The sequence below is a fragment of the Dyadobacter sp. SG02 genome, from assembly GCF_900109045.1.
Lineage (GTDB): Bacteria > Bacteroidota > Bacteroidia > Cytophagales > Spirosomataceae > Dyadobacter.
The window spans coordinates 415,671-440,952 of sequence record NZ_FNYL01000001.1; the positions used below are offsets into that span (position 1 = coordinate 415,671).

At 50.0% G+C, this 25,282-nt stretch carries 20 protein-coding genes; 12 read left to right on the forward strand and 8 right to left on the reverse strand.

What is annotated here, in order from left to right; translation table 11 throughout:
* From BMW93_RS01795 to ligA, 8 genes are all read right to left on the reverse strand, one after another.
* Positions 1 to 630 carry a viroplasmin family protein gene (locus tag BMW93_RS01795; RefSeq protein WP_090373477.1) on the reverse strand — a complete coding sequence of 210 codons (630 nt, stop codon included), beginning with the start codon at positions 628 to 630 and terminating at the stop codon, positions 1 to 3.
* A gap of 102 nt (positions 631 to 732) precedes the next feature.
* On the reverse strand, positions 733 to 1,971 hold the full coding sequence (gene pepT, locus BMW93_RS01800; protein WP_090373478.1) for a peptidase T: 1,239 nt from the start codon (positions 1,969 to 1,971) through the stop codon (positions 733 to 735).
* Positions 1,972 to 2,002: 31 nt separating this feature from the next.
* Positions 2,003 to 2,467 (reverse strand): nucleoside triphosphate pyrophosphohydrolase family protein, encoded by a 465-nt coding sequence (locus BMW93_RS01805; RefSeq protein ID WP_090157231.1) that lies wholly within the window; start codon positions 2,465 to 2,467, stop codon positions 2,003 to 2,005.
* A gap of 57 nt (positions 2,468 to 2,524) precedes the next feature.
* On the reverse strand, positions 2,525 to 3,094 hold the full coding sequence (locus tag BMW93_RS01810; protein WP_090373479.1) for a MarC family protein: 570 nt from the start codon (positions 3,092 to 3,094) through the stop codon (positions 2,525 to 2,527).
* A gap of 95 nt (positions 3,095 to 3,189) precedes the next feature.
* Positions 3,190 to 3,903, reverse strand: coding sequence for an NrtR DNA-binding winged helix domain-containing protein (locus BMW93_RS01815; protein WP_090373480.1), 714 nt, complete (start codon positions 3,901 to 3,903; stop codon positions 3,190 to 3,192).
* Positions 3,904 to 3,977: 74 nt separating this feature from the next.
* Entirely contained in the window at positions 3,978 to 5,036 is a 1,059-nt protein-coding gene (locus BMW93_RS01820; protein WP_090373481.1) for an aminotransferase class V-fold PLP-dependent enzyme, read from the reverse strand.
* A 151-nt stretch (positions 5,037 to 5,187) separates the two neighbouring features.
* Positions 5,188 to 6,078 (reverse strand): 4-hydroxy-tetrahydrodipicolinate synthase, encoded by an 891-nt coding sequence (dapA, locus tag BMW93_RS01825; RefSeq protein ID WP_090373482.1) that lies wholly within the window; start codon positions 6,076 to 6,078, stop codon positions 5,188 to 5,190.
* A 65-nt stretch (positions 6,079 to 6,143) separates the two neighbouring features.
* A complete protein-coding gene (ligA, locus tag BMW93_RS01830; protein ID WP_090373483.1) occupies positions 6,144 to 8,231 on the reverse strand; it encodes an NAD-dependent DNA ligase LigA in 2,088 nt (695 codons plus the stop codon).
* Positions 8,232 to 8,410: 179 nt separating this feature from the next.
* Here ligA and BMW93_RS01835 point away from each other — a divergent pair, with 179 nt between their 5' ends.
* From BMW93_RS01835 to BMW93_RS01890, 12 genes are all read left to right on the forward strand, one after another.
* Positions 8,411 to 8,935: a Uma2 family endonuclease gene (locus tag BMW93_RS01835; RefSeq protein ID WP_090373484.1), complete on the forward strand. Its 525-nt coding sequence runs from the start codon at positions 8,411 to 8,413 to the stop codon at positions 8,933 to 8,935.
* Between the two features lie 61 nt (positions 8,936 to 8,996).
* Positions 8,997 to 9,644, forward strand: coding sequence for a ribulose-phosphate 3-epimerase (rpe, locus tag BMW93_RS01840; protein ID WP_090373485.1), 648 nt, complete (start codon positions 8,997 to 8,999; stop codon positions 9,642 to 9,644).
* A 20-nt stretch (positions 9,645 to 9,664) separates the two neighbouring features.
* Entirely contained in the window at positions 9,665 to 11,005 is a 1,341-nt protein-coding gene (locus BMW93_RS01845) for a DUF4038 domain-containing protein (protein WP_229240135.1), read from the forward strand.
* 69 nt (positions 11,006 to 11,074) lie between these two features.
* Entirely contained in the window at positions 11,075 to 13,096 is a 2,022-nt protein-coding gene (locus tag BMW93_RS01850) for an OmpA family protein (protein ID WP_177193983.1), read from the forward strand.
* Between the two features lie 59 nt (positions 13,097 to 13,155).
* Positions 13,156 to 15,012 (forward strand): glycosyltransferase family 39 protein, encoded by a 1,857-nt coding sequence (locus tag BMW93_RS01855; protein WP_229240137.1) that lies wholly within the window; start codon positions 13,156 to 13,158, stop codon positions 15,010 to 15,012.
* A gap of 118 nt (positions 15,013 to 15,130) precedes the next feature.
* Entirely contained in the window at positions 15,131 to 15,958 is an 828-nt protein-coding gene (locus BMW93_RS01860) for a transketolase (RefSeq protein ID WP_090373857.1), read from the forward strand.
* Positions 15,951 to 17,945 carry an NAD-dependent epimerase/dehydratase family protein gene (locus tag BMW93_RS01865; protein WP_090373487.1) on the forward strand — a complete coding sequence of 665 codons (1,995 nt, stop codon included), beginning with the start codon at positions 15,951 to 15,953 and terminating at the stop codon, positions 17,943 to 17,945. Before BMW93_RS01860 ends, BMW93_RS01865 begins: the two co-directional genes overlap by 8 nt.
* A gap of 80 nt (positions 17,946 to 18,025) precedes the next feature.
* Positions 18,026 to 18,946: a transketolase family protein gene (locus BMW93_RS01870; RefSeq protein WP_090373488.1), complete on the forward strand. Its 921-nt coding sequence runs from the start codon at positions 18,026 to 18,028 to the stop codon at positions 18,944 to 18,946.
* Positions 18,943 to 20,637 (forward strand): hypothetical protein, encoded by a 1,695-nt coding sequence (locus BMW93_RS01875; RefSeq protein ID WP_090373489.1) that lies wholly within the window; start codon positions 18,943 to 18,945, stop codon positions 20,635 to 20,637. Before BMW93_RS01870 ends, BMW93_RS01875 begins: the two co-directional genes overlap by 4 nt.
* Before the next feature lie 2 nt (positions 20,638 to 20,639).
* Positions 20,640 to 21,776, forward strand: coding sequence for an acyltransferase (locus tag BMW93_RS01880; protein WP_090373490.1), 1,137 nt, complete (start codon positions 20,640 to 20,642; stop codon positions 21,774 to 21,776).
* 72 nt (positions 21,777 to 21,848) lie between these two features.
* Positions 21,849 to 22,592 (forward strand): glycosyltransferase family 2 protein, encoded by a 744-nt coding sequence (locus BMW93_RS01885; RefSeq protein ID WP_090373491.1) that lies wholly within the window; start codon positions 21,849 to 21,851, stop codon positions 22,590 to 22,592.
* 11 nt (positions 22,593 to 22,603) lie between these two features.
* Positions 22,604 to 25,282 (forward strand): DUF3352 domain-containing protein, encoded by a 2,679-nt coding sequence (locus BMW93_RS01890; protein ID WP_090373492.1) that lies wholly within the window; start codon positions 22,604 to 22,606, stop codon positions 25,280 to 25,282.

Here is a 25,282-nt window from a genome sequence, read left to right on the forward strand (position 1 = left end):
CTATTTTCTTCCAAAATCAGCCGGATTCTCTCCCCAATACTCCGTCTCCCATTTCAATATCCTGTTGGGGTAAGTGTTCGTTGCGAGCCAGCGTTCGGCGCGTTGCAACATTTCAAAAAGCGGCTTGTTCCGAGGGGTCAAAGCCAGCTTGGTATTCGCGTGTTTTTTCTTGATCCAGGCCATTGCGGTCTTGGAATCGGTGTAAATGGGTAAATCGCTTTCCTTCTTTTGCAAATAGGCCAGTGCGTGCACGATCGCCAGAAACTCGCCGATGTTATTGGTACCGTCTTTAAATGGTCCTTGCAGGAAAATACGGTCCCCGGTGGCGTAATACACACCCTGGTACTCCATATCGCCGGTAGCGGTATTCCACGCCGCATCGACGGCAATGCTGTTTTTGATCGGTCGACCTACATTAGCAGGCGGCTCCTGCACAGCTGGTTTGGAATCCTTTTTAGCCACAAACTCCCAGTAATTCCGCTGAATAGCGGCCTCTGCCTCCTGCAAAGAATCAAAAGACTTATAGCGCGCATCCTCGAAGCCCTTGATCTGCGCTTCGCATTCCTTCCAATCCGTAAAAACACCGGTTTTCCGGCCTTGCCAGACGACGTAGTATTTGGTCTTTTTCAATGTTGAATGACTGAATTTTGAATGAGTGAATGAGTGAATGAGTGAATAAAAATTAAGACCATTCACTCATTCGCTCATTGACTCATTCACTCATTAATGTATTCACAACTTACTTTCCGCCCACACAGCGGCCAACTCCACAATCACCTCCACCGCCTTCTCCATATCCTGCACCGATACCCATTCCAGTTTGGAATGAAAAGCGTGTTCGCCGGCGAAGATGTTCGGGCATGGGAGGCCCATGAATGAAAGCCGCGAGCCGTCGGTACCGCCGCGGATGCTGCGCTGGATCGGATTCAGCCCTACCCTTTTCATCGCTTCCAAAGCATTCTGTATCACTTCCGGATGTTGATCAAGTATTTCTTTCATGTTCCGGTACTGCTCCTGGACTTTGAATTCGGCGGAAGAATTGGGATAACCTTTCAAAACATCTTCCATAATGCTTTTCAGCAATGCCTCTTTCCCGTGCAGACCAGCAACGGTGAAATCGCGGATAATGAAGCTCAAAACAGCCTTTTCCTGAATGCCTTCCATTTGAACCGGATGGATAAAACCTTCCTTATCCTCCGTAGTTTCGGGCGAAAGTTTGTCCTTAGGAAGCCGCGCCAATATTTCGGCGGCGATCTTCAATGCATTTTCCAGCTTGCCAATCGCATACCCCGGATGTGTGCTCACACCGTGAATCGTAATCTTAACTCCATCAGCAGAAAACGTCTCGTCTTCCAATGTACCAATGGCTTCACCGTCGACGGTATAGCCGAAATCGGCACCCAGCTTTTGCAAATCGACCTTTTCTGTGCCTCTTCCTACTTCCTCGTCGGGTGTGAAAAGGATTTTAATATCGCCGTGTTTAATCTGCGGATTAGCAAGCAAGTATTCGGCAGCCGCCATAATTTCGGCGACACCCGCCTTATTATCAGCCCCCAGTAATGTGGTACCGCTGGCAGTAACAATGTCGTTTCCAATCTGCTGGTCGAGATCATGCAGCTCCGTTATCCGCAAAACCTGTGAATGATCGTCCGGCAGGATAATATCCGAACCGTCCCAGTTCCGATGAACGATTGGTTTCACATTTTCCCCCGTAACATCCGGCGAAGTATCCACGTGCGAGCAGAAACAAATGACGGGAACGTCCTTTCTGTCGGAATTGGAAGGGATCGTCGCGTACACGTACCCGTGCGCATCCACATGCGCGTCCGCGACGCCGAGCGCACGCAACTCTTCCGCAAGCAGATTACTCAGGTTACGCTGTTTGGCGGTGCTGGGGAATGTCTCCGAATTAGGGTCCGATTGCGTGTCGATTCGCACATAACGCAGAAATCGTTCAAGAACAGAGCTCATAATGAGTCGATTGAAGTTTTTTGAATTTCGATTAGCCGATGATAGACGAGAGGTCCGCTGGCGAGTAATTGATATTCTTCAAAGTCTTGTCGTCGGCGGTGCGGTATACCAGATATTTGCCATTATCTTCTTTGAAATAGCATTCGGTACCTTTTGCCTGGTAATGCGCCACAGTCGCCTCGGCCTCTTCGACGGAGTTGCAGGCCTTGGACATATTCGAACGCTGCACTTCGTCGAACAATGTCCGGAACTTCTCGCCCAGCCCGAATTCCAGCACCGCACCGGAAAGTACATATTGCAGGTCGCAAAGCGCGTCGGCCACTTCCACAATGTCCTTTTCGAGGATCGCAACTTCCAGCTCCTTCAATTCCTCGGCCAGCAATGCCACGCGCAGGCGGCTTCTCTCTTCGGAGGGGATCGTCGGCGTTTCCAGGATCGGGTGTTTGAAAGTTCTGTGAAAATCCGCGACTTGATTAAGGCTATCCAGTTGTTGCATTGTTATAATTGATTTAAAAATTGGTCTTGAATAAAAAATAACCCCGTTTACGATGGTTTACATGGAAAGGTTTGTCTTGAATAATTTAATGGAAATCGCCAGCAGAATAATGCCGAATACCTTGCGCAGAATATCCGTACCGCCCTGCCCCAGCTTTCTTTCCAGCCAGTTCGACGATTTTAATACGAGGTAAATGAAAAAGAGGTTCAGCACGATGCCGACGAGAATATTCTGGATCTGGTAGGTCGAACGGAGCGACAGCAACGTGGTCATCGTAGCCGCACCGGCGATCATCGGAAATGCGATCGGCACAATGGACGCCACGCCCACGTCGATGTTACCATGTTTGAAAATGTCGCGGCCCAGGATCATTTCCAGTCCGAGCAGGAAAAGGATAATCGCTCCGGCAATGGCGAACGACGCAATATCGACGCCGAAAAGGCTCAGCAATCTTTCTCCCAAGAACAGAAAGACCACCATAATCGCCCCGGCCACAATCGTCGTTTTCTCCGACTCGATCTTGCCCAGTTTCCGCCGAAAATCGACGATAATCGGCAATGAGCCAAGCACATCGATCACCGAAAAGAGGATCAGCGTGACGGAGATTATTTCCTTGAAATTGAACATGGGCTTACACTTTGGGGCGTTTTGATCCCGCAAAGTTGCTCAAAACCGACTGCTTACACAACCTTAAAAACCCATGATCGTGAAAATAGCGGCGGTTAGGAAGCGCTTCCCGGCAGGAAGTTCAGGAATGTATTGAACTGCTTTTTATACTTCTCCTCGTCGATTTTGTAGAAGAATGCACCTTTTTTAGAATAGCCCTTCTGCTTCTCGTCCAATTTAATCAACAAATTGGTTGACAATAACTTACGACTAAAATTGCGCTTATCGAGCTCTGTTCCGAAAATAGCCTCGTACAATTTCTGCAACTGCGGAATCGTGAATTTCTCCGGCAGCAATTCAAAGCCGATCGGGTGCTGTGAGGCTTTATAACGCAAATGCTGGATCGCCATATCGACCATCACACCATGATCGAAAAGCAGCTTCGGCAGTTCCTGCATCGAAAACCACTGTGCCTCGAAATTTTTGGAAATTTTGTGGTCGTAATCCTCCACATTGATCAGTGCGAAATAGGCCACAGACACCGTTCGCTCAACCGGGTCGCGGTGCGGGCTTCCGAAAGTGTAAAGTTGTTCGAGGTAAATGTCGGTAAGGTTGGTAAGCTCAAAAAGAATGCGGGACGACGCGCCTTCGAGGCTTTCGTCGGGCTGCACCCAACCGCCCATCAGCGACCACGTGTGATGTTCGTCTTCAATGCCCCTTTTTACCAGCAACAGTTTCAGCTCTTCGCCGTCAAAACCAAAAATAATCGAATCCAGCGCGACCAGACATTTGGTCTGGGCCTGGTATTGCTTTAAAATATCTAATCGCACAATCTAGAAATCCGCGGGTGAGTAGATCTGTTTTTAGTTATAAATACAAGGAAGGCCATTTACTACTCATTCCTTCAATTAGGGGCCATTTTCACCAAAAAAGCCTTCAATATGGCTATTTCCTCGTCGCTGATCGCCGGGAAATTGGCAATGCGGAAACTGGTATCTTTCTCTTTGCCATAGCCATTACCCAGCGTGATCCCCTCTTTTTGTGCCGCATTTTTGAGGAATGCAATGCGCTCTTTCTCCGCACGGACGGCTATAACCGTGTCCGAGCGCACCGCTGTGTTTTCCACCACTAACTCATACCCGTATTCCAGCAGAAACGCATACCACTCGTGCGCGCGCCGGTGGGTCTGCGCGTCCACTTCCTCAATCGCCGGAACCTGCTGCATAACCTTTCCCAGCAGGTAAATACCAAGGATATTCGGAGTAAACGGGGTCTGAAATTTCAAAAAATTGTCGCGGATGAAGAGCAAGCTGTTGTAATGTTTCCGTTCGCCAACCTGTATAGCACGCTCGATGGCTTTGGGCGAAACGATCATCACCGCGAGCCCTGCGGGCAAGCCGAAGCATTTCTGCACCGAGGCATACCAGATATCGGCATTCTCCCACGGCAAAATCACGCCGGCCATGACCGATGTGGCGTCGACGGCAATGAGGTTGTCTACTTTTTTGCGGATATCAAGCAGGAAACCCTCCGGAATTTTGGTACCGTTCGAGGTTTCATTGTAGGTCACGCAAATCAGTTCGTTACGCGAGAAGACGGCCGAGCGGTCCATCAGCAGCGTTTCATTCAACCCGAATGCGGCGTCACTCGCACGATGCGAAATGCGGTGGGTATATTCCATCCATTTTTCGCCGAATGCCCCGTTGTAAATATGCAGGCTCGAATCGATCAGCAGCGATTGGGCGATGATCTCCCAGCATTCCGTCGCCGACGATACGAAATATACCTCATAACCAGCCGGAACATCCAGCTTTGTTTTCAGATCGGCGATCGTCTGTTCCAGCAGTTGCATGAAACCGCTGCTACGGTGATTGGAGCTGATCAATCCGCTGGCAAATGCTTCGGAAATATATTGTTCGACCTGAGGATAAACCTTACTGGGCCCTGGGTAAAACGTGATCATAGCATTTCGTTTTTGGTTTAAAACAAAACATCACAGGCCGGAATTAAATCCCCAAACCTGTGATGCCTGAAATATAAATTAGCAAGCCAGTATATCAAATAACAATACCGACTACAAATGACTACACTTGATTAGCCCTGACCTTTTGTTGTCACATAAACCCTTCCCGCACCATCGCCTTTTCCAGCTTCTCGCCCAATTCTTTTGAAGCTTTCAGCAATGGCAAACGTACATCCGAGCTGCAAATACCTTTGATTTCCAAACATTTCTTGATCCCTACCGGGTTCGACTCGATGTAAAGCAGCGTATCGAATTCCAGGAACGCAAGCTGCAATTTGGCGGCGTCTTTGAAACGGCCTTCCAGCGCAGCCCAGGTGAGATCGTGGAATTCTTTCGGGAATGCATTGGCAATCACCGAGATCACACCGTGCCAGCCCACGCTTGCCATGGTCGTTACCAGGTTATCGTCGCCCGAAAGCAACAAGAAGTCCTCAGGCGCACGCGCAGCCAGTTCCATGCTTTGTTCAATGCTGCCGCCTGCGTCTTTAATACCGATGATATTCGGATGCGCCGCCAGTTTCACGATCGTATCCGCTTTCATATTAATTACCGTACGGCCAGGCACATTATACAAAAGGAGCGGCACCGGCGAAGCGTCGGCGATGGCCGTGAAATGCGCGATAATGCCTTCCTGGGTCGGTTTGTTGTAATAAGGACATACCGAAAGGATCGCATCCACGCCCGTGAAATCGGTTTCCTTGATGATGTTCAGTACTTCCTGGGTATTGTTGCTTCCGACGCCATATACGATCGGCAACTTTTTGTAGTTGTTCTTTATTGTAAATGCCAGGATATCACGCTTTTCCTTAGAAGTAACTGTCGGCGACTCGCCTGTTGTCCCTTGTACTACGAGGTAGTCCGTACCACCTTCCGTCACCAGGTCGATCAGTCTTTTCAGACCCGGATAATCAATCTCATTCTGTTCATCAAAAGGTGTGATCAGCGCGGCCCCTACCCCTTTGAAACGTTGGTCCAATGGCATTATTTACTTATATAATTGTTAGATTTTAAAACACAAAGTTAGCCTTCCGGGGCTATTTTCTTTACTTAATTTCCAATCATTGCTAAAAATTCTTCCTCGGAGATGATGGTCACGCCCAGTTTCCTCGCTTTTTCGAGTTTGGACGGCCCCATATTCGCTCCGGCGAGCAGGTAATTGAGCTTCCCGGACACCCCGCTCAGTACCTTTCCGCCATTCGCTTCGATTTTCTCTTTCAACTCGTCGCGCTCGAAGTTTTCGAAAACACCGGAAATCACGAAGGTCTTGCCTTCCAGCAGGTCACTTTCGATTTCGACCGGCTTTTCATCGCTTTCCATTTGCAAGCCGGCTTGCTCCAATCGCTCAACGAGCAGCTGGTTTTCGGGCACGCTGAAAAAGGATTCTATACTCAAAGCAATGCGTCCACCGATTTCGGGAACAGCCGTTAGTTGCTCGTATGTTGCGGCGCGCAAGGCCCGCATCGATTTGAAATAGGCTGCCAGTTTTTCCGCAACGGTCTGCCCTACGAAACGGATACCCAATGCAAAAAGGACATTTTTAAAAGGGACAGTTCTGGATAAATCAATGCCTTTCAGGATATTATCCACCGTTTTTTCGCGAAAACTGATCTTCTTCACCTTACCTGTTTCTTCATTGAGCAGGTTCTTTTCCAGGCCGAGAAGTTTATCATAATTGAGGTCGTACAGGTCCGCGGGCGTACGCACAAGGTCGAGGTCGAACAGCAGCTCTATTTTACCTTCGCCCAGACTTTCGATATTCATCGCCTTCCGGTGGATGAAATGCTCGATACGGCCTTTCAATTGCGGCGGGCAATGGCTGTCGTTCGGGCAGAAGAATGCTACTTCGCCCTCATTACGCTGCAATTCGGAATTACATTCGGGGCAATGCGTCGGGAAAACGATCTCCTCGGTTTCGAAGTTTTCACGTTGCGAGACGTCCACTCCCGTAATTTTCGGAATAATCTCTCCGCTCTTTTCCACGAAAACGGTGTCGCCCACGCGGATACCGAGCCTTTCCAGCTCGTTGGCATTGTGCAAAGTCGCACGCTTCACGCGCGTACCCGACAAATGCACACCCTTGACCTGGTTGTACGGCAATGCACGCTCCGAAAGGTCGCAAAGGTTCGCAACGGGCGTCACGGCACCTGTCCGCCCGACCTGGTAAGTGACCATTCTCAGCACGGCTGGCTTGTTTTCAGCCTTGTATTTATACGAAATCGCCCAACGCGGGCTTTTGGCTGTGAAGCCGAGTTCTCTTTGCTGGGCAAATGAATTGACTTTGATCACGATCCCGTCCGTCGCCAATGGCAGGTGCGTGCGCTTTTCTTCCCACTCACGGATGTACTCGATGGCTTCATCGATATTCGCAACCTTTTTCCAGCCCGGCGACACGTTGAAACCCCAAGATTTCATGCCTGTTAAACTTTCCTCCTGGCTGGGAAAAACATCGGTATCGGCAAAGAAATAATACAGGTAACAATCCAGCCCGCGACGCGCCGTTTCCGCCGAATCCTGCAACTTGAACGAGCCGGAAGCGGCATTACGGGGATTGGCATACTGGTTTTCTCCTAATGTATCCATTTCCTCGTTCAGTTTTTGAAACGAAGAAATCGGCATGAAACCCTCCCCGCGAATCTCGAACACGGGCGGCAGATTGTCGGCCTTCACGCGTAGTGGCAACGAACGGATTGTTTTGACATTATTGGTGATCTCGTCCCCGCGTGTACCGTCCCCGCGCGTCACGCCGCGTACGAGAATGCCGTTTTCGTAGGTAAAACTGAGGGAAATTCCATCGAATTTGAGTTCGCAAATGTATTCGTAGGCTTCGCCGTCGAGTCCCCGGCGCACCCGGTCGTCGAAATTGCGCAGCTCTTCCTCGTTATAGGTATTGTCGAGTGAGAGCATCGGGTACCGGTGGTACACCGCATTGAACGTCTTGGTAACCGCACCTCCAACCCGCTGTGTAGGCGAATCGTCCTGTTTGAACTCAGGATACTGGCTTTCCAGGGCCTGCAACTCTTTGAGGAGCTGGTCAAAGTCATAATCCGATATTTCCGACTCGCTGTCCTGGTAATAGCGGTCATTATAATAATGCAGCTTCTCTGAAAGCTCCTGGATTCGTTGTTCGGGATTCATATTGGTCACAGCGGCTTGATGATTCGGCCCAAATTTAAGATTTATTCCAAATTCTGTGCATTGGATAAATGATGTGTTACCATTTGCAGCGCGGAGCGTATCAATAGGACATTCACCTATCCGTCACACGCTCAGTATGTCACACATTTTTTGTATTTTCGTTCAAAACGGCCAAGCCTATGAAAACCCTGGAACCGACTATTTACTACAATCCGGATCTGACGCAGATCATAAACGGGGAGGAAGTCATGTCGCCTAGCCCGAAAATGCCGCATCAGTCCGCCTCGGGAGAACTCGTGTTTCTCCTGACAAGCCATGTAAAAGCACATCACCTGGGTCGTGTTTTTACCGCGCCTTTCGACGTAATTTTGGAACAGGATTTCAATCACCTGCAACCGGATATTTTCTTCGTATCCAATGCGAACCGGGAGATTATGCAGGACTGGATTCGCGGCGTGCCTGATCTTGTCATTGAAATTGTTTCACCTGGTTCCAAAAAGCTGGATACTGTCGTTAAAAAAGAAGTTTACGAACGCTATGGAGTTCCCGAATGCTGGATCGTATTTCCCGATAAGGTATGCATCGAAATATACACGCTGGTCGATGGACGTTACGCATTGTTCGGCTCGTTTTCCGGGGAAGAAAGCATTAAATCGCAAGTATTGGATAAACTTTCATTTCCCGTGAATGTGATCAATGAATAACCCGCCTTCCCCATAATTTCACTAATTTCGGCCTCATTAATCATTACAAGCTTCTGATTTCATGGCTGAAATTGCCCCTTCCATACTCGCCGCGGATTTTGCGAACCTGCAACGCGACGTCGAAATGATCAACAGCAGTTCCGCAGGTTATATCCATGTCGACATTATGGACGGCATGTTCGTTCCCAATATTTCGTTCGGGCTTCCGGTTTGCGAGGCTATTCACCGGCATGCCAAAAAGCCGCTGGACGTGCATTTGATGATCGAACAGCCCGACCGTTACCTCGAAGCATTTCGCAATGCGGGCGCTTCGGGACTTACCGTGCATTATGAGGCTTGTCCGCATTTGCATCGCACGATCCAGCACATTAAGGAACTTGGTGCGGAACCTGGCGTGGCGCTCAATCCGCATACACCCGTGGAAGTTTTGAGTGAGATTATGGGTGATGTTTCGCTGATCCTCATCATGTCCGTCAACCCCGGTTTCGGCGGCCAGAAGTTCATTGAAAATACCTACCGGAAAATTGCGACGCTCGATAGTTACCGCAAAAAATTCGGCTACAATTTCAAAATCGAGGTCGACGGGGGCGTGAACCTCAACAATGCGCCCCGGCTTGTGCGGGAAGGTGTGGATATTCTCGTGGCGGGCAGCTTCGTTTTCACCTCGCCAGATCCGGTACAAACCATCGCCGAGCTGGGCAATAGCTAGCACTCATTTAGGAGACACCAATGAAAATTCCCGAATCGCCGGCCGCCGGAACGCCGGTCGCCGGAACGCCGGCCGCCGGATCGCCGGTCGTTAAATCGCTGGCTCTTGTTTTGCTGGCTTGCTTGCTTTCGATGGGATTTGCATTCCGGGGAGAAGACCAGGCACCCGCAAAATTCCCGCTAAAAATCAGTCCGAACGGCAGGCATATTACCGACAACCACGGAACGCCGTTCCTGATGGTAGCCGACGTGGCATGGCAAATGCTCCGGAGGCTAAGCTACGCGGAAGCGGTTCAATATATGGACATCCGCAAATCGCAGTCGTTCAACACCTTTCTGGTGCAACTACTGCCCGCATTGCCTAATCAGCGGAACTTCAATAAGGTAGCGCCGTTTCTTGACAATAACGATCTGACCAAACCCAACAAAGCCTATTTCGATTACCTCGAAAAAATCGTCATAGCGGCCAGAGAGCGCAATCTGGTGGTGGGGATCGTGGTTTCGCGGCAGAGCTGGAATACGGTTTTTGATACCCAAAAAGAGGAAGCCTGGAAAAGTTACGGGACTTATGTCGGGAAGCATTTTGCCAAATATTCCAACATCATCTGGATCGTCAGCGAAGAGGAGTACCAGAGCGCGTCGCAGTTCAAAGCGATTTCCGAAGGCATCCGAACCGAATCCGACGGGCAAATCCTGGCGTCGCTCAATACCTGCTCGCCCACGAGCGTGAACGACAACTCGCCCAACCATTCGCAGCTCAAATTCATTATCCCCGACTCCACGGTAACCCCGGCGGAATATGCCGCATTGGCCAACTGGCAGAAGAATTCGGCCGAAGTTGCATCGAGGCCATTCCTGATCGCCAATTCGGAATTCCCCAAGGAAATTACCGACCAGTCGACGCTTATCCGCAACCAGGCGTATCAATCGATTCTGAGCTCGGCCGCAGGATTTTGCCATATGAGTACGATCAAGAATTTCAACCCTACCTGGAAAGTCAATATCTCCAAAGACGGTGCCGAATACATTCATCAACTCGTCAAGATCCTCAAAGGTATTCCGTGGGAATATATGCAACCGGACACACCCGATTTGCTGATAGATTCGCTCGATAAGGCCGAAATAGGCATTGTTTCCCTTTCGAACAAAAAGATGGCCATGCTGTACATTCCCACCTCGAGACCGGTGCGCCTGGACCTCAAACATTTGGAAGGCAGCCTTTTCGGCGCGGTCTGGTACAGTCCGCGTACCGGCAAAAGATGGAACGGCAAGGATTTGAAACTGGACGAAGAAGCGATCGTTCAGCCGCCCGAGCTACAACCGGAATGGGACTGGATACTCCTCATCGGCGCCAAGCAGTAGGATTGACTTTTTTTTGTATTATTAATATATTACCAGATATAGAATAGCCCGGCCGATATCTGATCATCCATGCGTTTGAAATTTAAAAACACCCTTTTTGGCATTTTAATGGCTGTAATGCCGCTTTCCGCATACTGCCAGCAGGTGTTATGGGCCAACAAGGTTTTAGGCTATTCTTCCGAGCACCGGCCCTCCCAGATCGGGCACGGCTATCGCTCCAAACAGATCCTCGGCGTTCCCAATAAGCTACCCGATTTCGGCGACAGCCCGTGTGCCTGGACACCCGCCGACGCCGACAGTCGCAATGAAGAGTGGATCAAAGTGGGTTTTGAGAAAGCCATCCCGTTGAAACAGGTTGCCATTGCCGAGAACTTCAACCCGGGTGCCATCGTGCGGGTATATGCGTATGACGCGACGGGCAAAGAATACCTCGTATCGGAGACTCCGGCGACCCAGCAGACCGTGAAGGGACGAATGCTACGTATTTTTCCCAAACAGAATATCCAGGCCAATGCGGTGAAAATAGTACTGCAACCGGGCAGGGTTTCGGGTTTTAATCAGATCGATGCGATCGGCATTTCTTCGGACGAGGCGCCGGTTGAAGCCAAAATCAATTTCGTGACTTCCCAGCTAAAAGCGCAGAAGGAGAATATGGGCAAGGCGATCAATTCCAAGGGCCAGGAAATAGCCCCCATTATCTCGCCGGACGGCAAAACACTTTATTTTACAAGAAACAATTTCGAAGGCAATATCGGCTCGCCCGGCCGGCAGGACGTGTGGTACTCCACGCTTAACGAGCAAGGCCAGTGGTCTGACGCGGCCAATATCGGCCCGCCAATCAATAATGCGGGCGAGAATGCGGCTACCAGTATTTCGGCCGGCGGGAAAACGCTCTACCTGATTAACGAATACCGGCCTGATGGCAGCATGTACTTCGGATTTTCGAATTCATTTAAAACCAAATCGGGTTGGGGATTCCCGCGAACGTTGCGGATCATGAACCTTGTAAAAACGGCCAAAACGTTGGAAGTTACCGTCTCGCCGTTTGAAAATGTGCTCATTATGTCCGTTGAAGGCCCCGATTCCGAGGGAAACAAGGACCTCTATATTTCATTTTTACAAAAAGACAATTCATGGTCGGAGCCGCGGAACCTCGGAAGCGTGATCAACACGGCCGATACCGAAGGAACGCCTTTTCTCGCATTGGACAATAAAACCCTGTATTTCTCCTCACAGGGGCACGCGGGCTACGGGGAAGGCGACTTGTTTCTTACCCGTCGCCTCGACGACACCTGGATGAACTGGTCGACGCCCGAAAACCTGGGCCCGGCCGTAAACTCGCCGCTTTGGGATGCATTCATCAATATTCCCGCTACCGGAGACTACGCCTATTTCAGCGCCAGCGACAAGTTCCTGGGCCAGGAAGATATTTTCCGCATCCGCATGACACCCGAGATCAAGCCTGATCCTGTGGCCGTTGTAAGCGGAAGTGTATTGGAAGCGGAAACCAATAAACCGGTCAAATCCGACATTGCCGCCGACATTAAAAGCAGCAATACTTCTTTCGCAACCGCCAGTTTCGACCCGGAAACCGGCGAATACCGGCTGATACTTCCGTTGAAAGAAATATACCGCATTACCGCTTCGGGCGAGGGCTTTTTTCCTACATCGGAAGACATGGACCTGAGTGCGGAAACCGGCTTCCGCACCATTCGGAAGAACATTTACCTGCAACCGATCAAACCAGGCCAGCAGATCAGGCTGAGCAACACGATGTTTTCCCAAAGCAGCGCGGAAGTAATTCCGTCGTCGTTTGCCGAGCTCGACAAGATCGCGGAAACGATGAAGACCTATCCTACGATGGAGATATTGCTCGAAGGCCATACCGACAACCAGGGCGAAGTGCAAAAAAACGTCAAACTCTCCGCCGACCGCGTGGAACAAGTGAAGAAATACCTTTTGTCCAAAGGCATCGACGGCAAGCGCATTCAGACCAAAGCCTGGGGTCCGGCGCGGCCTATTGCCAGCAACCTCACGGAACAGACGCGCCAAAAGAACCGCAGAGTAGAGTTTACGATTCTTAAAATCTAAAAAATATCCTATAACGGGAAATTTCGTTATTTTCGCGGCGTCCATCAGCGAACGCACTAATGTCTCCCAACCAAACCAAAGAAACCCTGCGGTCAAGGCTCATACTCACCCTCATTCTCGTTGCAGGTCTTGCGTTGCGGCTCTACAACCTCGATCGTTACAGTATTTTCTTCGATGAAGTGAGCACATTGCTCGTCAGCCAGGGCATCGTATTGGAAGGAGCTAATCAGAAAGAGGCTTTTTCGACCCGCGAGCTGGCTGATTCCCGCTTTTGGACAACACCGGCGTTCCCGCAAAAACAAGTGCTCCGCACTTTTACGGCAAACGAAATCTATACACCCAAAGCATTCACGCCGGCCGAGTTCTGGGCTCCCAAATCCATCGAGGATTACTACGAGGCCATGACGCGCAGCGATATCGGCAACAGTCCGTTCTACTACGCGCTCCTGCATCCGTGGATCGACGTTTTCGGCTTTTCAGACTATTCGATCCGGCTTTTCTCGGTCATTTTCAGTGTGTTGATCATTGGGCTCACCTATCTGTTTGCGAGAAGGTTCTTCGGGACCAATACCGCGTTAATAGCAGCGGCCATCACCGCCATTGAACCCTTTTTCATCGCATACAGCCATCAGGCACGGAACTACTCGCTGACGTTTTTCCTCACGCTTGCGGCAACTTATTTCTTTTTACAAATCATTGAAAATAAACCCGGTAAGCGAAATCCTGTTGGGCTTTACGTCGGATATATACTCACAGCGGGGCTGGGGCTGCTCAGCCACTTCCTGGTCATTGCGGTGCTGCTGGCGCACGCATTGTACGCATTATTTTTCCTGAGAACGCTCCAAGGCTGGATCAAGATGTCCATTGCGGCGGTGTTCACGCTTTCGGGCGTAACCTGGTGGCTGATGTTCGGCGGGGGCATTTATACTTTGTCATCCTTGCAGCATCAGGCGGAGAGATACCGCTATCAGGCCGAAACGGGCGGCCAGGTATTCGGCAATATCGAACCGGCCACGCCCTTGAATGTCTTCAATAAATCGCTGCCGATTTTCGCCGACCTCGTCTTGTTTACCAATGGCCTTACCGACGCGCTGGGCGGCAAAAAGAATGTGGCTGTGGCATTGCTGGTGGCATTGATACTCATAGGCTGGTATCGTTTCAAAGACAAGATCAACACGCCGGCGTGGCTTACTCCGCGTTTTCCTTACCTGCTCGTTATTATTACCGCGTTTTTTTATAATAACCACAAACTGCAATTCTGCATCCTCAGCATCAGTTTGTTTGCATTGTCCTTCATTCCTGATTTACATAAAAATGCAAGCCGCGAGCAACGGGCACGGCTCTGGCTACTGTACATTATGGCGCTTGTACCGACGTTGTTCCTCATTCTGATGTCTTTCAAAAACGGGCATACATACGGCATTATGCAGCGTTATTCGGGCTTTTCATTCCCTTACGTGATTATTCTACTGAGCTTGTTGCTCCAATATTATACCACATTGAATCATGAGTTCCGGGTGCTTGTTTTCGTGTTCCTTGCCGCCCAGCTGTATTTTGTGGGATTAAGGTTAAAAGAATTTTACGAAGACCGCTCACCCAAATACGGCTATTTTGCCGTGCCACGCGTGCCTAACCCCTACATGGAAGCAGCGAAGAAGATAGAAGCGAACTACCAGCCCGGCGACACCATCTTTTATCCCGCCCCACGGTATGAAGTCCTTTCCGAAATGGACCGGACATTCCTGCCCTACTCTATCCACGACGCACAGATCACCAACCTGTATTTCCCGAAAGACGCGCAATACGTACAGGCCATGGATATGGATCAAACCGAGCGGATATGGATCAAAAAACAGGGACGCCCCGAGCCGCTGGAAATCATGAAACTGACCGGCAAACGCTACGGTTTTGAGTAAGCGGCAAGGTTGTTTTAACAGAGCCGTCCAATAACATTTTGTATATTGCGGACTTAAAACCGAAGATCTGGCCGTTATTTTGCAGGCAATTCCTTACATCGACATACAACAATCAGGCATGACAGCAGAAGAGATATTAAAAGACCCTAAACAGTTGAGCGGCGAGCTTCGCCTGAAAATACTGGGCCTTTACCACCAGGCCAACGCGGGCCACATTGGTTGCTCTCTGAGCTGCATCGACCTGATGATCGCGGTCCTTTTCGTTCAGAAATCGGTCGACGATACATTCATTTTGTCCAAAGGTCATGCGGCGGCGGCGCTTTACGCGTGCCTGAACACGCTCGGGGAAATTACGGACGAAGAGCTGGCGACATTCTACCTCGACGGTACCACATTGCCCGCCCACCCCGCGCCGCGCCAGTACAAAAGCATTCCTTTTGCAACCGGTTCGCTAGGGCACGGGTTACCCATTGCCACGGGCATTGCCCACGCTGCCAAGGTAGCCGACGATGCAACATATTCGTTCACGCTGCTGTCTGATGGGGAGACCAATGAAGGTACTACCTGGGAAGCGGCGCATTATGCCATTCAAAATCAGCTCGATAACCTGATCATGCTCATCGACAAGAACGGTTTGCAAGGTTTTGGCTCTACCGACAAGGTTTTAGGCGAAACCGCATCCGTTGAAAAATGGAAGGCGATCGGCTTCGAAACGGTGGAAGTGGACGGTCACGACATAGTGGCCATTGCCAGGGCGATCAGCGAGTTGAAAGAACACAAAAACGGGCTCCCAAAAGCGATTATCGCCAACACCGTCAAAGGTAAGGGGGTTTCTTACATGGAGAACAAATTGGAATGGCACTACCTGCCCATGAATAAAGACCAGTATGAGCAAGCTACACTGGAAGTAAAGGAACGTTATCTTAATGAATTGACGAATGCTTGATCATTTACCGGTTTACCGCGATAAAATAGCGAAATTAAAAGGGCCAGTTTTTGTTTTCGGTGCCAGCGGCTTCATTGGCGCCAATCTTTTCAATGATATATTCAAAATCCGGAAGGATTGCTATGCGGTTACCCACGACGCTACGAAAGCATGGCGCCTGAAACTGCTGAATGTTCCGTTTGAAAACATCATTCACTGCGACATTCTTTCCGACAATTCCATTAAGGAGGTATTTGAAAAGTACAAACCGCAAACCATTTTCAACCTTGCGGCTTACGGTGCGTACAGCAAGCAGAACAATGTAAACCTGACCTATGAGACGAATGTGCTCGGAACGGTGAACATTCTGCAAAACTGCACGAAGGATATGGTTTACATCCATGCCGGAAGCAGTTCCGAGTATGGTTTCAATTGTACTTCTCCCAAAGAAACCGATCGCGTCGAGCCGAACAGCCATTATGCGGTTTCCAAGGTTTCGGCGGCTTATTTGCTGGAATATTATGCCAAAGTCGCGGGGCTGAAAACGCTCAACCTGCGACTGTACTCGATTTACGGATACTGGGAAGAGCCCGACCGGCTGATCCCGCGCCTGATCGAGAATGCACGTAAAAAGAACCTGCCTTCGCTGGTATCGCCCGATATCAGCCGCGATTTTGTATTTGTGGAAGATTGTGTGGAAGCGTTTCTGAATGCCGCATTGATGATCGATGACGAAAAATCCGGACGTTCCTATAACATTGCTACCGGTCGCAAAACAACGATGGGAGACCTCGTGGACGTTACGCGCAAGGCCTTTTCCATCGCGAAAGAACCGGAATGGGGCAGCATGTCGAACCGCAAGTGGGACCTGGCCGAATGGTTCGGCGATCCTACCGCATTTGAAAACGATTTCGGCTGGAAAGCCCGCACCTCGCTGGAAGAAGGTCTGACGCGGTACAGCCAATGGCAGGATGCCGTGCAATATGAGGCAAGGCTGATCCCCGCATTCGAAAATCCGAAACTGAACCCGGTCATCACGGCCATTATCGCGTGTTACAAGGATGCGCAGGCGATCCCGTTCATGTACGAGCGTCTTGTGAAGACTTTCAACGAGCTAAAAGTCCGCTACGAAATCATTTTCGTGAACGACAATTCGCCTGATAACCAGGAAGAAGTGATCAATGCGATCTGCGACAAAGACCCTAATGTGGTCGGAATCAGCCACTCACGGAATTTTGGTTCACAGTCGGCATTCCTGAGCGGAATGGAGATCGCGACGGGCGACTGCGTAGTGCTCATGGACGGTGATTTGCAGGACCCACCTGAAATTATCCCGGCATTTTACGAAAAATGGATGGATGGCTACGACGTTGTGTACGGCGTACGCGTGCAGCGCGAGATGAAACCGCATATCCATTTCTTCTATAAATCGTTTTACAAAATATTCCAGGGACTCAGCTACATTCCCATTCCCCGCGACGCCGGCGATTTCTCGATGATCGACCGCAAAGTGGTGAAAGAGTTAGTGGATTTGCCCGAAACAGAGCAATTCTTGCGCGGCTTGCGTGCGTGGGTCGGCTTCAAACAAACCGGGGTACCTTACGTGCGTCCGGAAAGGATGTTCGGCGTATCGACCAATAACTGGACGAAAAACATCTGGTGGGCCAAAAAGGCGATCTTCTCGTTCAGTTTTGCACCCTTGGAATTGATGAGTTACGCCGGATTTGGTCTTACTGCTCTGTCTATTTTGGGGATTTTTTGGCAGATACTCGCCAAATTCTTTTTCTTCCCGGATACGCCAAGGGGCCTCAGCACCGTAATAATCCTGATAGTCTTCTTCGGCGGGCTTACCATACTGGGCATTTCGTTTTTGGGAGAATACATTACCAAGATATTCGAGGAGACTAAAAAGCGGCCTAAATATATCCGCACCAGGATACGCCGCGGTCCGAAAGCCTATAAAACGGCCGACGAGATCCGCGCTTTGGTGAAACAATTGAGAAAGTAGCTAAATTGCATGATATCAACCGGTTAGAAAAACTAACCGATTTAAGTTAAGCATTCAATCGGCATAGCGCCCACTTAACGATGAGAAAAGAATTTTCAACAGCCATAGAAGAACTTGCGACGGAAGACGATTCCGTGATCTTCATCACAGGCGATCTTGGATATAATGCATTGGAAAACTTGCAGGCCAAAATGGGCAAGCGGTTCATCAATGCCGGTGTTGCGGAGCAGAATATGGTGGGTGTAGCTGCCGGCTTTGCGCACAAAGGTTATAAAGTATTTTGTTACAGCATTGCGCCATTTATCGTGTACCGCTGCCTCGAACAGTTCCGAAACGACGTGTGTTTCAACAACTTGCCTGTATTTTTGGTAGGTAATGGCGGTGGGTACGGATACGGGATCATGGGCAGCAGCCATCATACGATCGAAGACCTGGCGTGCCTGAGCGGCCAGCAGAATGCCCAGGTATGGGTACCTGCATTCGCGGACGAGGTCGGGCCGGTTGTACAGCAAATCGCCGCCGATGCGCGCCCTGCGTACCTGCGCCTGGGAGCGGGAAAAACGGCTCCGGCAGACAGCTACCTTTCTGGATCGTTCAAAGTAATACACCAGCCAGCCCATGCCGAGATGACCGTTTTCGCATTAGGACCGGTCGCCAACAATGTATTGTCGGCATTGGCACTAGCCCCGGAATTCGCGGAAAAAGTGAATGTGGTTACTGCGCTGCATTTCCCTCTTGAATTGACGGAGGAACTGATCGCGCTCGTCAAAAAAGCGCCGGCAATCCTCGTGGCGGAAGAGCATATCAGCACGGGAGGTCTCGCACAGCAGCTCTCCGTTCAGTTGCTGGAAAAGGGTATTTTCCCTTCGGTATTCAAAAGTCTCAAAGCGGAAGGCTACCCTAACGGCCTTTACGGCAGCCAAAGCTATCACCAGAAACTTTCCGGACTTGACACGGATTCAATATTGTCGAGCATCAGCCAACTAATGATTCCGGCATGACGAAAAAGGCTTTTACCATTATTCTGAGCCTAATCCTGCTGTTACCCGTTGCCATTTATTTCACGGTATGGGATTACTATGCCATCAATATTCCCAAATGGGACGACCATGCGCTGAAAAACTTCATCGCCGAATACGCGCAGGCCGGTGACTGGAAAGGAAAGATCCAGGCGCTTTTCAAACAGCATAACGAACACCGCATTGCGCTCACCCGGCTCTTCGCGTGGATCGATTATGCCATTTTCGGGCACCTTAATTACCGGCACCTGATGACCGCGGGCAACTTGTTGCTCCTGGCGGTGATTCCGCTTTGGTATGACCTGCTCAAAAAGAACAAAAAGCCGCTTTTTGCATTGGTACCCATTCCATTCCTCTGGATGACGCTGGCATTCTGGGAGAATATGTACTGGGGCATGTCGGCTGTGCAGAATTTCGGGGTGGTAACGCTCGTGTTATGGACGCTGTATCTGGTTATTAATCCCAAAGTATTGCCCTTTTCCATTGCTATTTTGCTCAGCGTGGTTACTGTGCTTACAAGTGGTAATGGTCTCATGGTACTTCCGCTGGGCGCATTACTGCTTTTCCTGGCAGGCAACCGGAAGCGTTTCGCATTGTGGACGATCATCGGCATTGCCGAGATTTTCTGTTATTTCTATTGGTATAAAAAACCTGATTACAATCCGGAATCGAAAGCCGGTATCGTCCAGCTTGCGAAAGGCTATATGGCTTTCCTGGGTTCGTTTGCGGAATCTATCCCTGTGCTGGATCACGTCAAGGTTTGCATTTTCTTGGGTGTGGTGCTGTTTCTGGTAGCGGTTTCCATTGCTTCCACAACGCTTTTCAGGATCATCAGAAACAAATATTCCCACAAATTCGAACGAACTACGGATCTCTTCTGCCTGGGCGCGATCCTGTTCATCCTCGGCACAGCGGCCATTGTCGTCCACAGCCGCGCGGGTTTCGGGTTCGACGTGCTCATTGCGAGTAAAATCAAAATATACTCCGTTCTCCTGCTGATCATCGCCTACATCTACGTCGTAGTCCCGATCCGCGGCAGTTTTCTTTCGCCTTACATTACCGCGATCATCGCATTGGCGGTAACTTTCAATGTGTTCAGCTACCATTACCACCTGGTGGATGCTTATAATCTGAGAAAGCAAATGGTAACGTCGCAATTCAACTGGACATTTACGGATAAATCATTGAAATATCCCACGGACACGTCCTTCATTGCCAATATCGTAGAGAAAACACCCGTCATTTACGACAAATGGATCCCGCTTATCGCCATCGCCGATCGCCAGAACTATGCGGGCAGCTCGCGCGGGATGGTGGATTTGTATGACAAAACCACATTCACGACGGATACTGCGTCCATTAAAGTAACCAACACCACATTCACCAGCCAAAGGTTACAGGATAGCGGGGTTTACATTCTGCTGAGTTCCGACGAATGCTACTATATCTTCCCAGCCTTGCGCACACGTAACACGAGCCGCAAGCAGCTGTTTTTGAAACAATACTACTTTGCCCCCGGCTTCTATGCCGACATCCCGTTTTCGGAAATGGACAAGGGCAATTACAGAGTGGCGCTGATCCATCAGCAGGGTAACGACACCGGCATTCTGTTCAAAGATCAGCGGGTAACCGTCAAAGAATCGCGTAAAAAAGAAGTGAAAGTTAACTGGTAACCATGCGCACCAATTCGGAAGGACACATTATTCAACTTGACGGCGTGCGCTTTATTGCAGTGGGGCTTGTTCTGCTCGATCACCTGATCGTGGAGATCAACATCATCCCGTTCGGTGCTTTGGGCGTGACGATCTTCTTCGTGCTCAGCGGTTTCCTGATCTCCCGCATTCTGCTCAAAAGCAAAGAGAAAACCTACGAAACACCGGGAGGCTTCAAAAAATATCTGCGCAAGTTCCTTATTCGCAGAACGATCCGCATTTTCCCGGTATACTACCTGATCATTGCGATATTGTTCCTTTTGAACGTACCGCCGGTTCGTGATAAACTGGCCTGGCTCGCATTGTACGGAACGAACATTTACATAGCGCTTCACAAAACCTGGATGGGTTCGGTAGACCATTTGTGGTCGCTGGCAGTGGAAGAGCAGGTGTACCTCTTTTTCCCTTTCCTGATATTCTTCATTCCAAAAAATAAACTGGTGCCCGTGCTGGGCCTGATGGGTATTTTCAGCATTCTCCTGCGCGCTTACATTTTCTACTCGGGCAGGATACCCGGTACCAACTTCGTGACAATGGGCGAATGGACGGTCGCGTATGTATCTACGCCCGCGTGCTTCGATTCCTTTGCATTGGGTGGGCTCATGGCCTGGATGCAGCTTTACAAAAATGATTTGTTTGTTAAATTCTTCCACAAATCATGGCCCGTGCTGCTCGGATTGCTGGGTTGGGTGTTGGTGCAATGGTGGGCCAAATCGCTGGCTCAGCCTTTCAACTTCCCGTACGTCGTGCTCGACAGAACCATGTCGTCCATTTTCGGGTTTATGCTGATAGGACGCGCTGTGATGGGTTTTAAGGGTTGGATGGCCGCGTTCCTCGAAAATCCGGTGTGTATCTATCTTGGCAAAATCAGCTATGGCCTGTACCTGTACCACAATTTTGTATACAACCACTTTCACAGCGGTCCCATGCACCCGACGGTCAGGCTTTTCCGGAAAATCTATCAATATATCCCCGGCCTCGAAGGCAATATCGCATTCGAAGCAACGGTCGTAGTAGCGCTCACTGTCTTAGTGGCATCGGTTTCCTGGCACTTCTTCGAGAAACCGATTAATGCCCTGAAAGACAAGTACGCTTACTAAATAATAACACCCCATAGCCCTGTTACAGGCTTTATTTATTAATTTCGCGCAACATACCAAATACGCTTTTGCATGTCATATCTTCTGAGTATAGTAATGCCCGCATACAATGAGCAGGATTGTATCGAAAAAGTAGTTTATAATTGGACCTCCTTCCTCAAAACCAAATTCCCCAACGATAACACTACCCTGATCGTCATCAATGACGGATCGAAAGACAATACGAAGGTATTACTGGATGAGTTGGACCAAAAGGTAGACAATCTGACGGTTGTTCACCAGAAAAATGGCGGGCATGGTAATGCGGTCGTCAACGGCTACCGCAAGGCGCTGGAAGTAGGTTCGGAATATGTGTTCCAGACCGACAGCGACGACCAGTTCGTTTCCGAAGATTTTGACAAACTCTGGGACAAACGCTCCCAATCGCAATTCATACTCGGCTACCGCCAGGTCCGTCACGACGCCGGCGTACGCCTTTTTATCACGAAATTCCTCCGCGGCACGATTTCGGCTGTTTATGGTACATTCATTATGGACAGCAATATTCCGTTCCGTCTGATCAAAGGAACATTCCTGCAAAAACTGATGAACCAGCTGCCGAACCCGGAACCGTTCGCTCCGAACATCTTCCTGGCTGTGATGGCTAAAAAATCGGGACAGCAGCTGTTCGACATCCCTATCACCCATAAAGACCGGGAAACCGGCACCGTTTCGATTGTGAAATGGAACCTGTGGAAAGTTTGTATACGAAGCTTTAAAGAACTCTTGCGGTTTCGCCTCGAACTGAATGATAAAGTGAAAGCGATCCGCGCTTAAAAAACAGGCTTGTGTCGAAAAAAAAACTGATTGCTATCCTGCTGATCGTGCTTATCGGATCGGCAGGATATTTCCTGTTCAAATGGTCGAGGGGTTCGTCGGCAGCCTGGCAATTCATCCCGTCCAATGCCGTGGTGGTGATCACCAGCGAGCATTTGCAAGATTCGGCTTACACGGCCACAGAAGCCGCCCTTGACCTCAAACGGCTTCCTCTTCTCGACATCGCCAGCGATAACCTGACATTGCTCAACCTGCTGACGAAAGATCCCAAAAAGCTTAAAACATTCCTGAAAGGCAAGACCCTTTCCTACTCGTACCACCCGCGCACGAGCACCGAATGGGGGGTGATCATGTACATTCCCGTCACCGAGGAAGAAACCAAATGGCTCGCCAGCCCGCAGCACGCCAACATCCGGCTTTTGCACCACAACTTCCAGGATCACCGCATTACCGACGCCATCGATGCCAATTCGAGGCCGCTGTTTTCCTACCTGGTCAAAGACCATTTCCTGATCGTAAGCTATTACGGCGACCTGATCGAAGACGCCGTACGCGCATCGTCGCTCAATATCGCCTCATTCAGGCTGCGCTCGCGCTTTTCGAATATCAACGACTCCGATTACGGCACGAGCATTTATCTGCGCACGGATGCCTGGAAATCGGTCATGTCGATGGAGAATGTGGCCACGCTGGCCGAGTTTGGCAAAAGCTTCCCGGCTTACCAGGATTTTCACATTGAAAAAGCGGAAAACAAAGGTAACCTGACCGTTCAGTCGAATGGAGCCGACGCGCCGGATTACTACCTGGCCGAACTCCTGAAAGATAATCCGGGCATGCCGTTTCTCGGGCATAAACACGTTTCGCAGCAGACTTCATTTCTGTACCGCGCCGCAGCATCCGACAAAGCGGCTTTCAAGGAAACATTTTTGAAATGGCATAAGAAATACAAATCACCAGCCTGGGACAAGCTTAATTATTACATCGCCGGCGAAAGTAACGTGCTGATCGACAACATTGGTTCGGAGTTTGTGTTATGCCAATTAGAAGAAAATAACAGCATTACCGACGGCAAAATACTGCTCACGGAGTTTTCCAACTATGACAAAGCGCGTCCGGTACTGCAAAAGCTCGCACGCCTCGCCAACCAGGAGAGCAACGTTTCGGCCGATCAGTACCAGGGCTACGATATTTACTCGGTACCTGTGCCCGAGTTGCCGGCCGGGCTGTACGGGCCGATGTTCACCGGCTTTCCGCGCAGCTACATTACTTACATTGCGCCTTACCTCGTGATCAGTAACAACTCGCAGGTTTTGCAGAATTACATTGTCGATTACGAAAACCAGATTACCTGGCAGCAATCCCCGGAATACGACAGCGTGTTCACGAACGTGAACAACGAGGCACAGCTTTCGATGATTGTGAACCTGCGGAAGGCGCAATCGGGCGAGGAGACGCAGGTAAGCAAAAAATACAGCGACCTCACAGCCAAAATGGAGTCCATTACGCTGCAATGCCGGTTCGAAGGCAGCGAAGCATTTCCTGAGCTCACATTTCATCCCAAAAAACGGCAAACCGCCAGTAAGGTACTGAACCGTACTTTCCTGAACATCGACATCGAGTGGCCGGATATTTACGACTCCGACCTGGCCGCATTGCAAAACCCGATCGACGGAAGCTCGGAAATACTGCTGACCGACAAAGAGCATAATCTACTCAGAACGAACAACCTGCGCGAAGGAAAAACCGAAACCATCGCCAAACTGAACGGGCCGATCAGCACTTCCGCCTACAAAGTCGATTTCCTGAACATTGGGCGTCAGCAACGCATTTTCGCCACCGGCCGCACGGTGTATGCATTGGATGAAGACGACTCTACGAATGTTTCGACATTCCAGGCGCATTTACCCGGTTCCGACCCTATTTCGGCATTATACCTTATCGATGGCGGCGAAGACGGCAGTAACCGGTTTATCGTCAAGAGCGCTGCGGAAGAATTGTTTGTTTGGGAAAGCGTAACCCGCCCGATCAAGAGATTGAACCACTCTGTACGATTCGAGAAGATCGTGGGGCCGGTAGTAGCGCTGAACCAGATCGGAAACAGGGGTTTTATTGTGACGCAGCAGAATGGAAAGATTTACTTGCTGAAAGAAAACGGCACGGTGCGTCCCGGCTTCCCGGTCGATATCCTGACCCGCACGGAAAGCCCGTTCACCTGGGCGCAAAACCCGCAGACCGGCCAGCCCGAGCTCGCGGGCGTAAGCGTGTCGGGCGAACTGATCCGCATTAGCCTGGATGGCAAAGTCACATCGCGCCGCCAGCTCCTGCGCCCCGAACCGGGTTCGCGTTTCCGGATACTGTTCGACCGCAATTCGCTGGATTGGATATTGGTGCGGTCGGTTAACTCGAAAACCGCTATCATTACGAAAGACGGTCGAGAGTTGTTCGAAATCAAGGATATTTTACCAAATGCCGCGATACAGTACCATTTCTTTGGGGTCGATAACCGGTTTATCACGATCAAATCGGGCAGCTATTCCACGGTGTTTGATATGAATGGAAAGCGCCTGGGCGACAAAGCGATCCCATCGGAAATGCCGGTGCAGCTCACTTATCAGCCGGGTTATTATAAATTATTGATATTCAGCCGGTCGGAAAAGAAAATACAGGTCTGGTCGATCAAGTTGAGATAA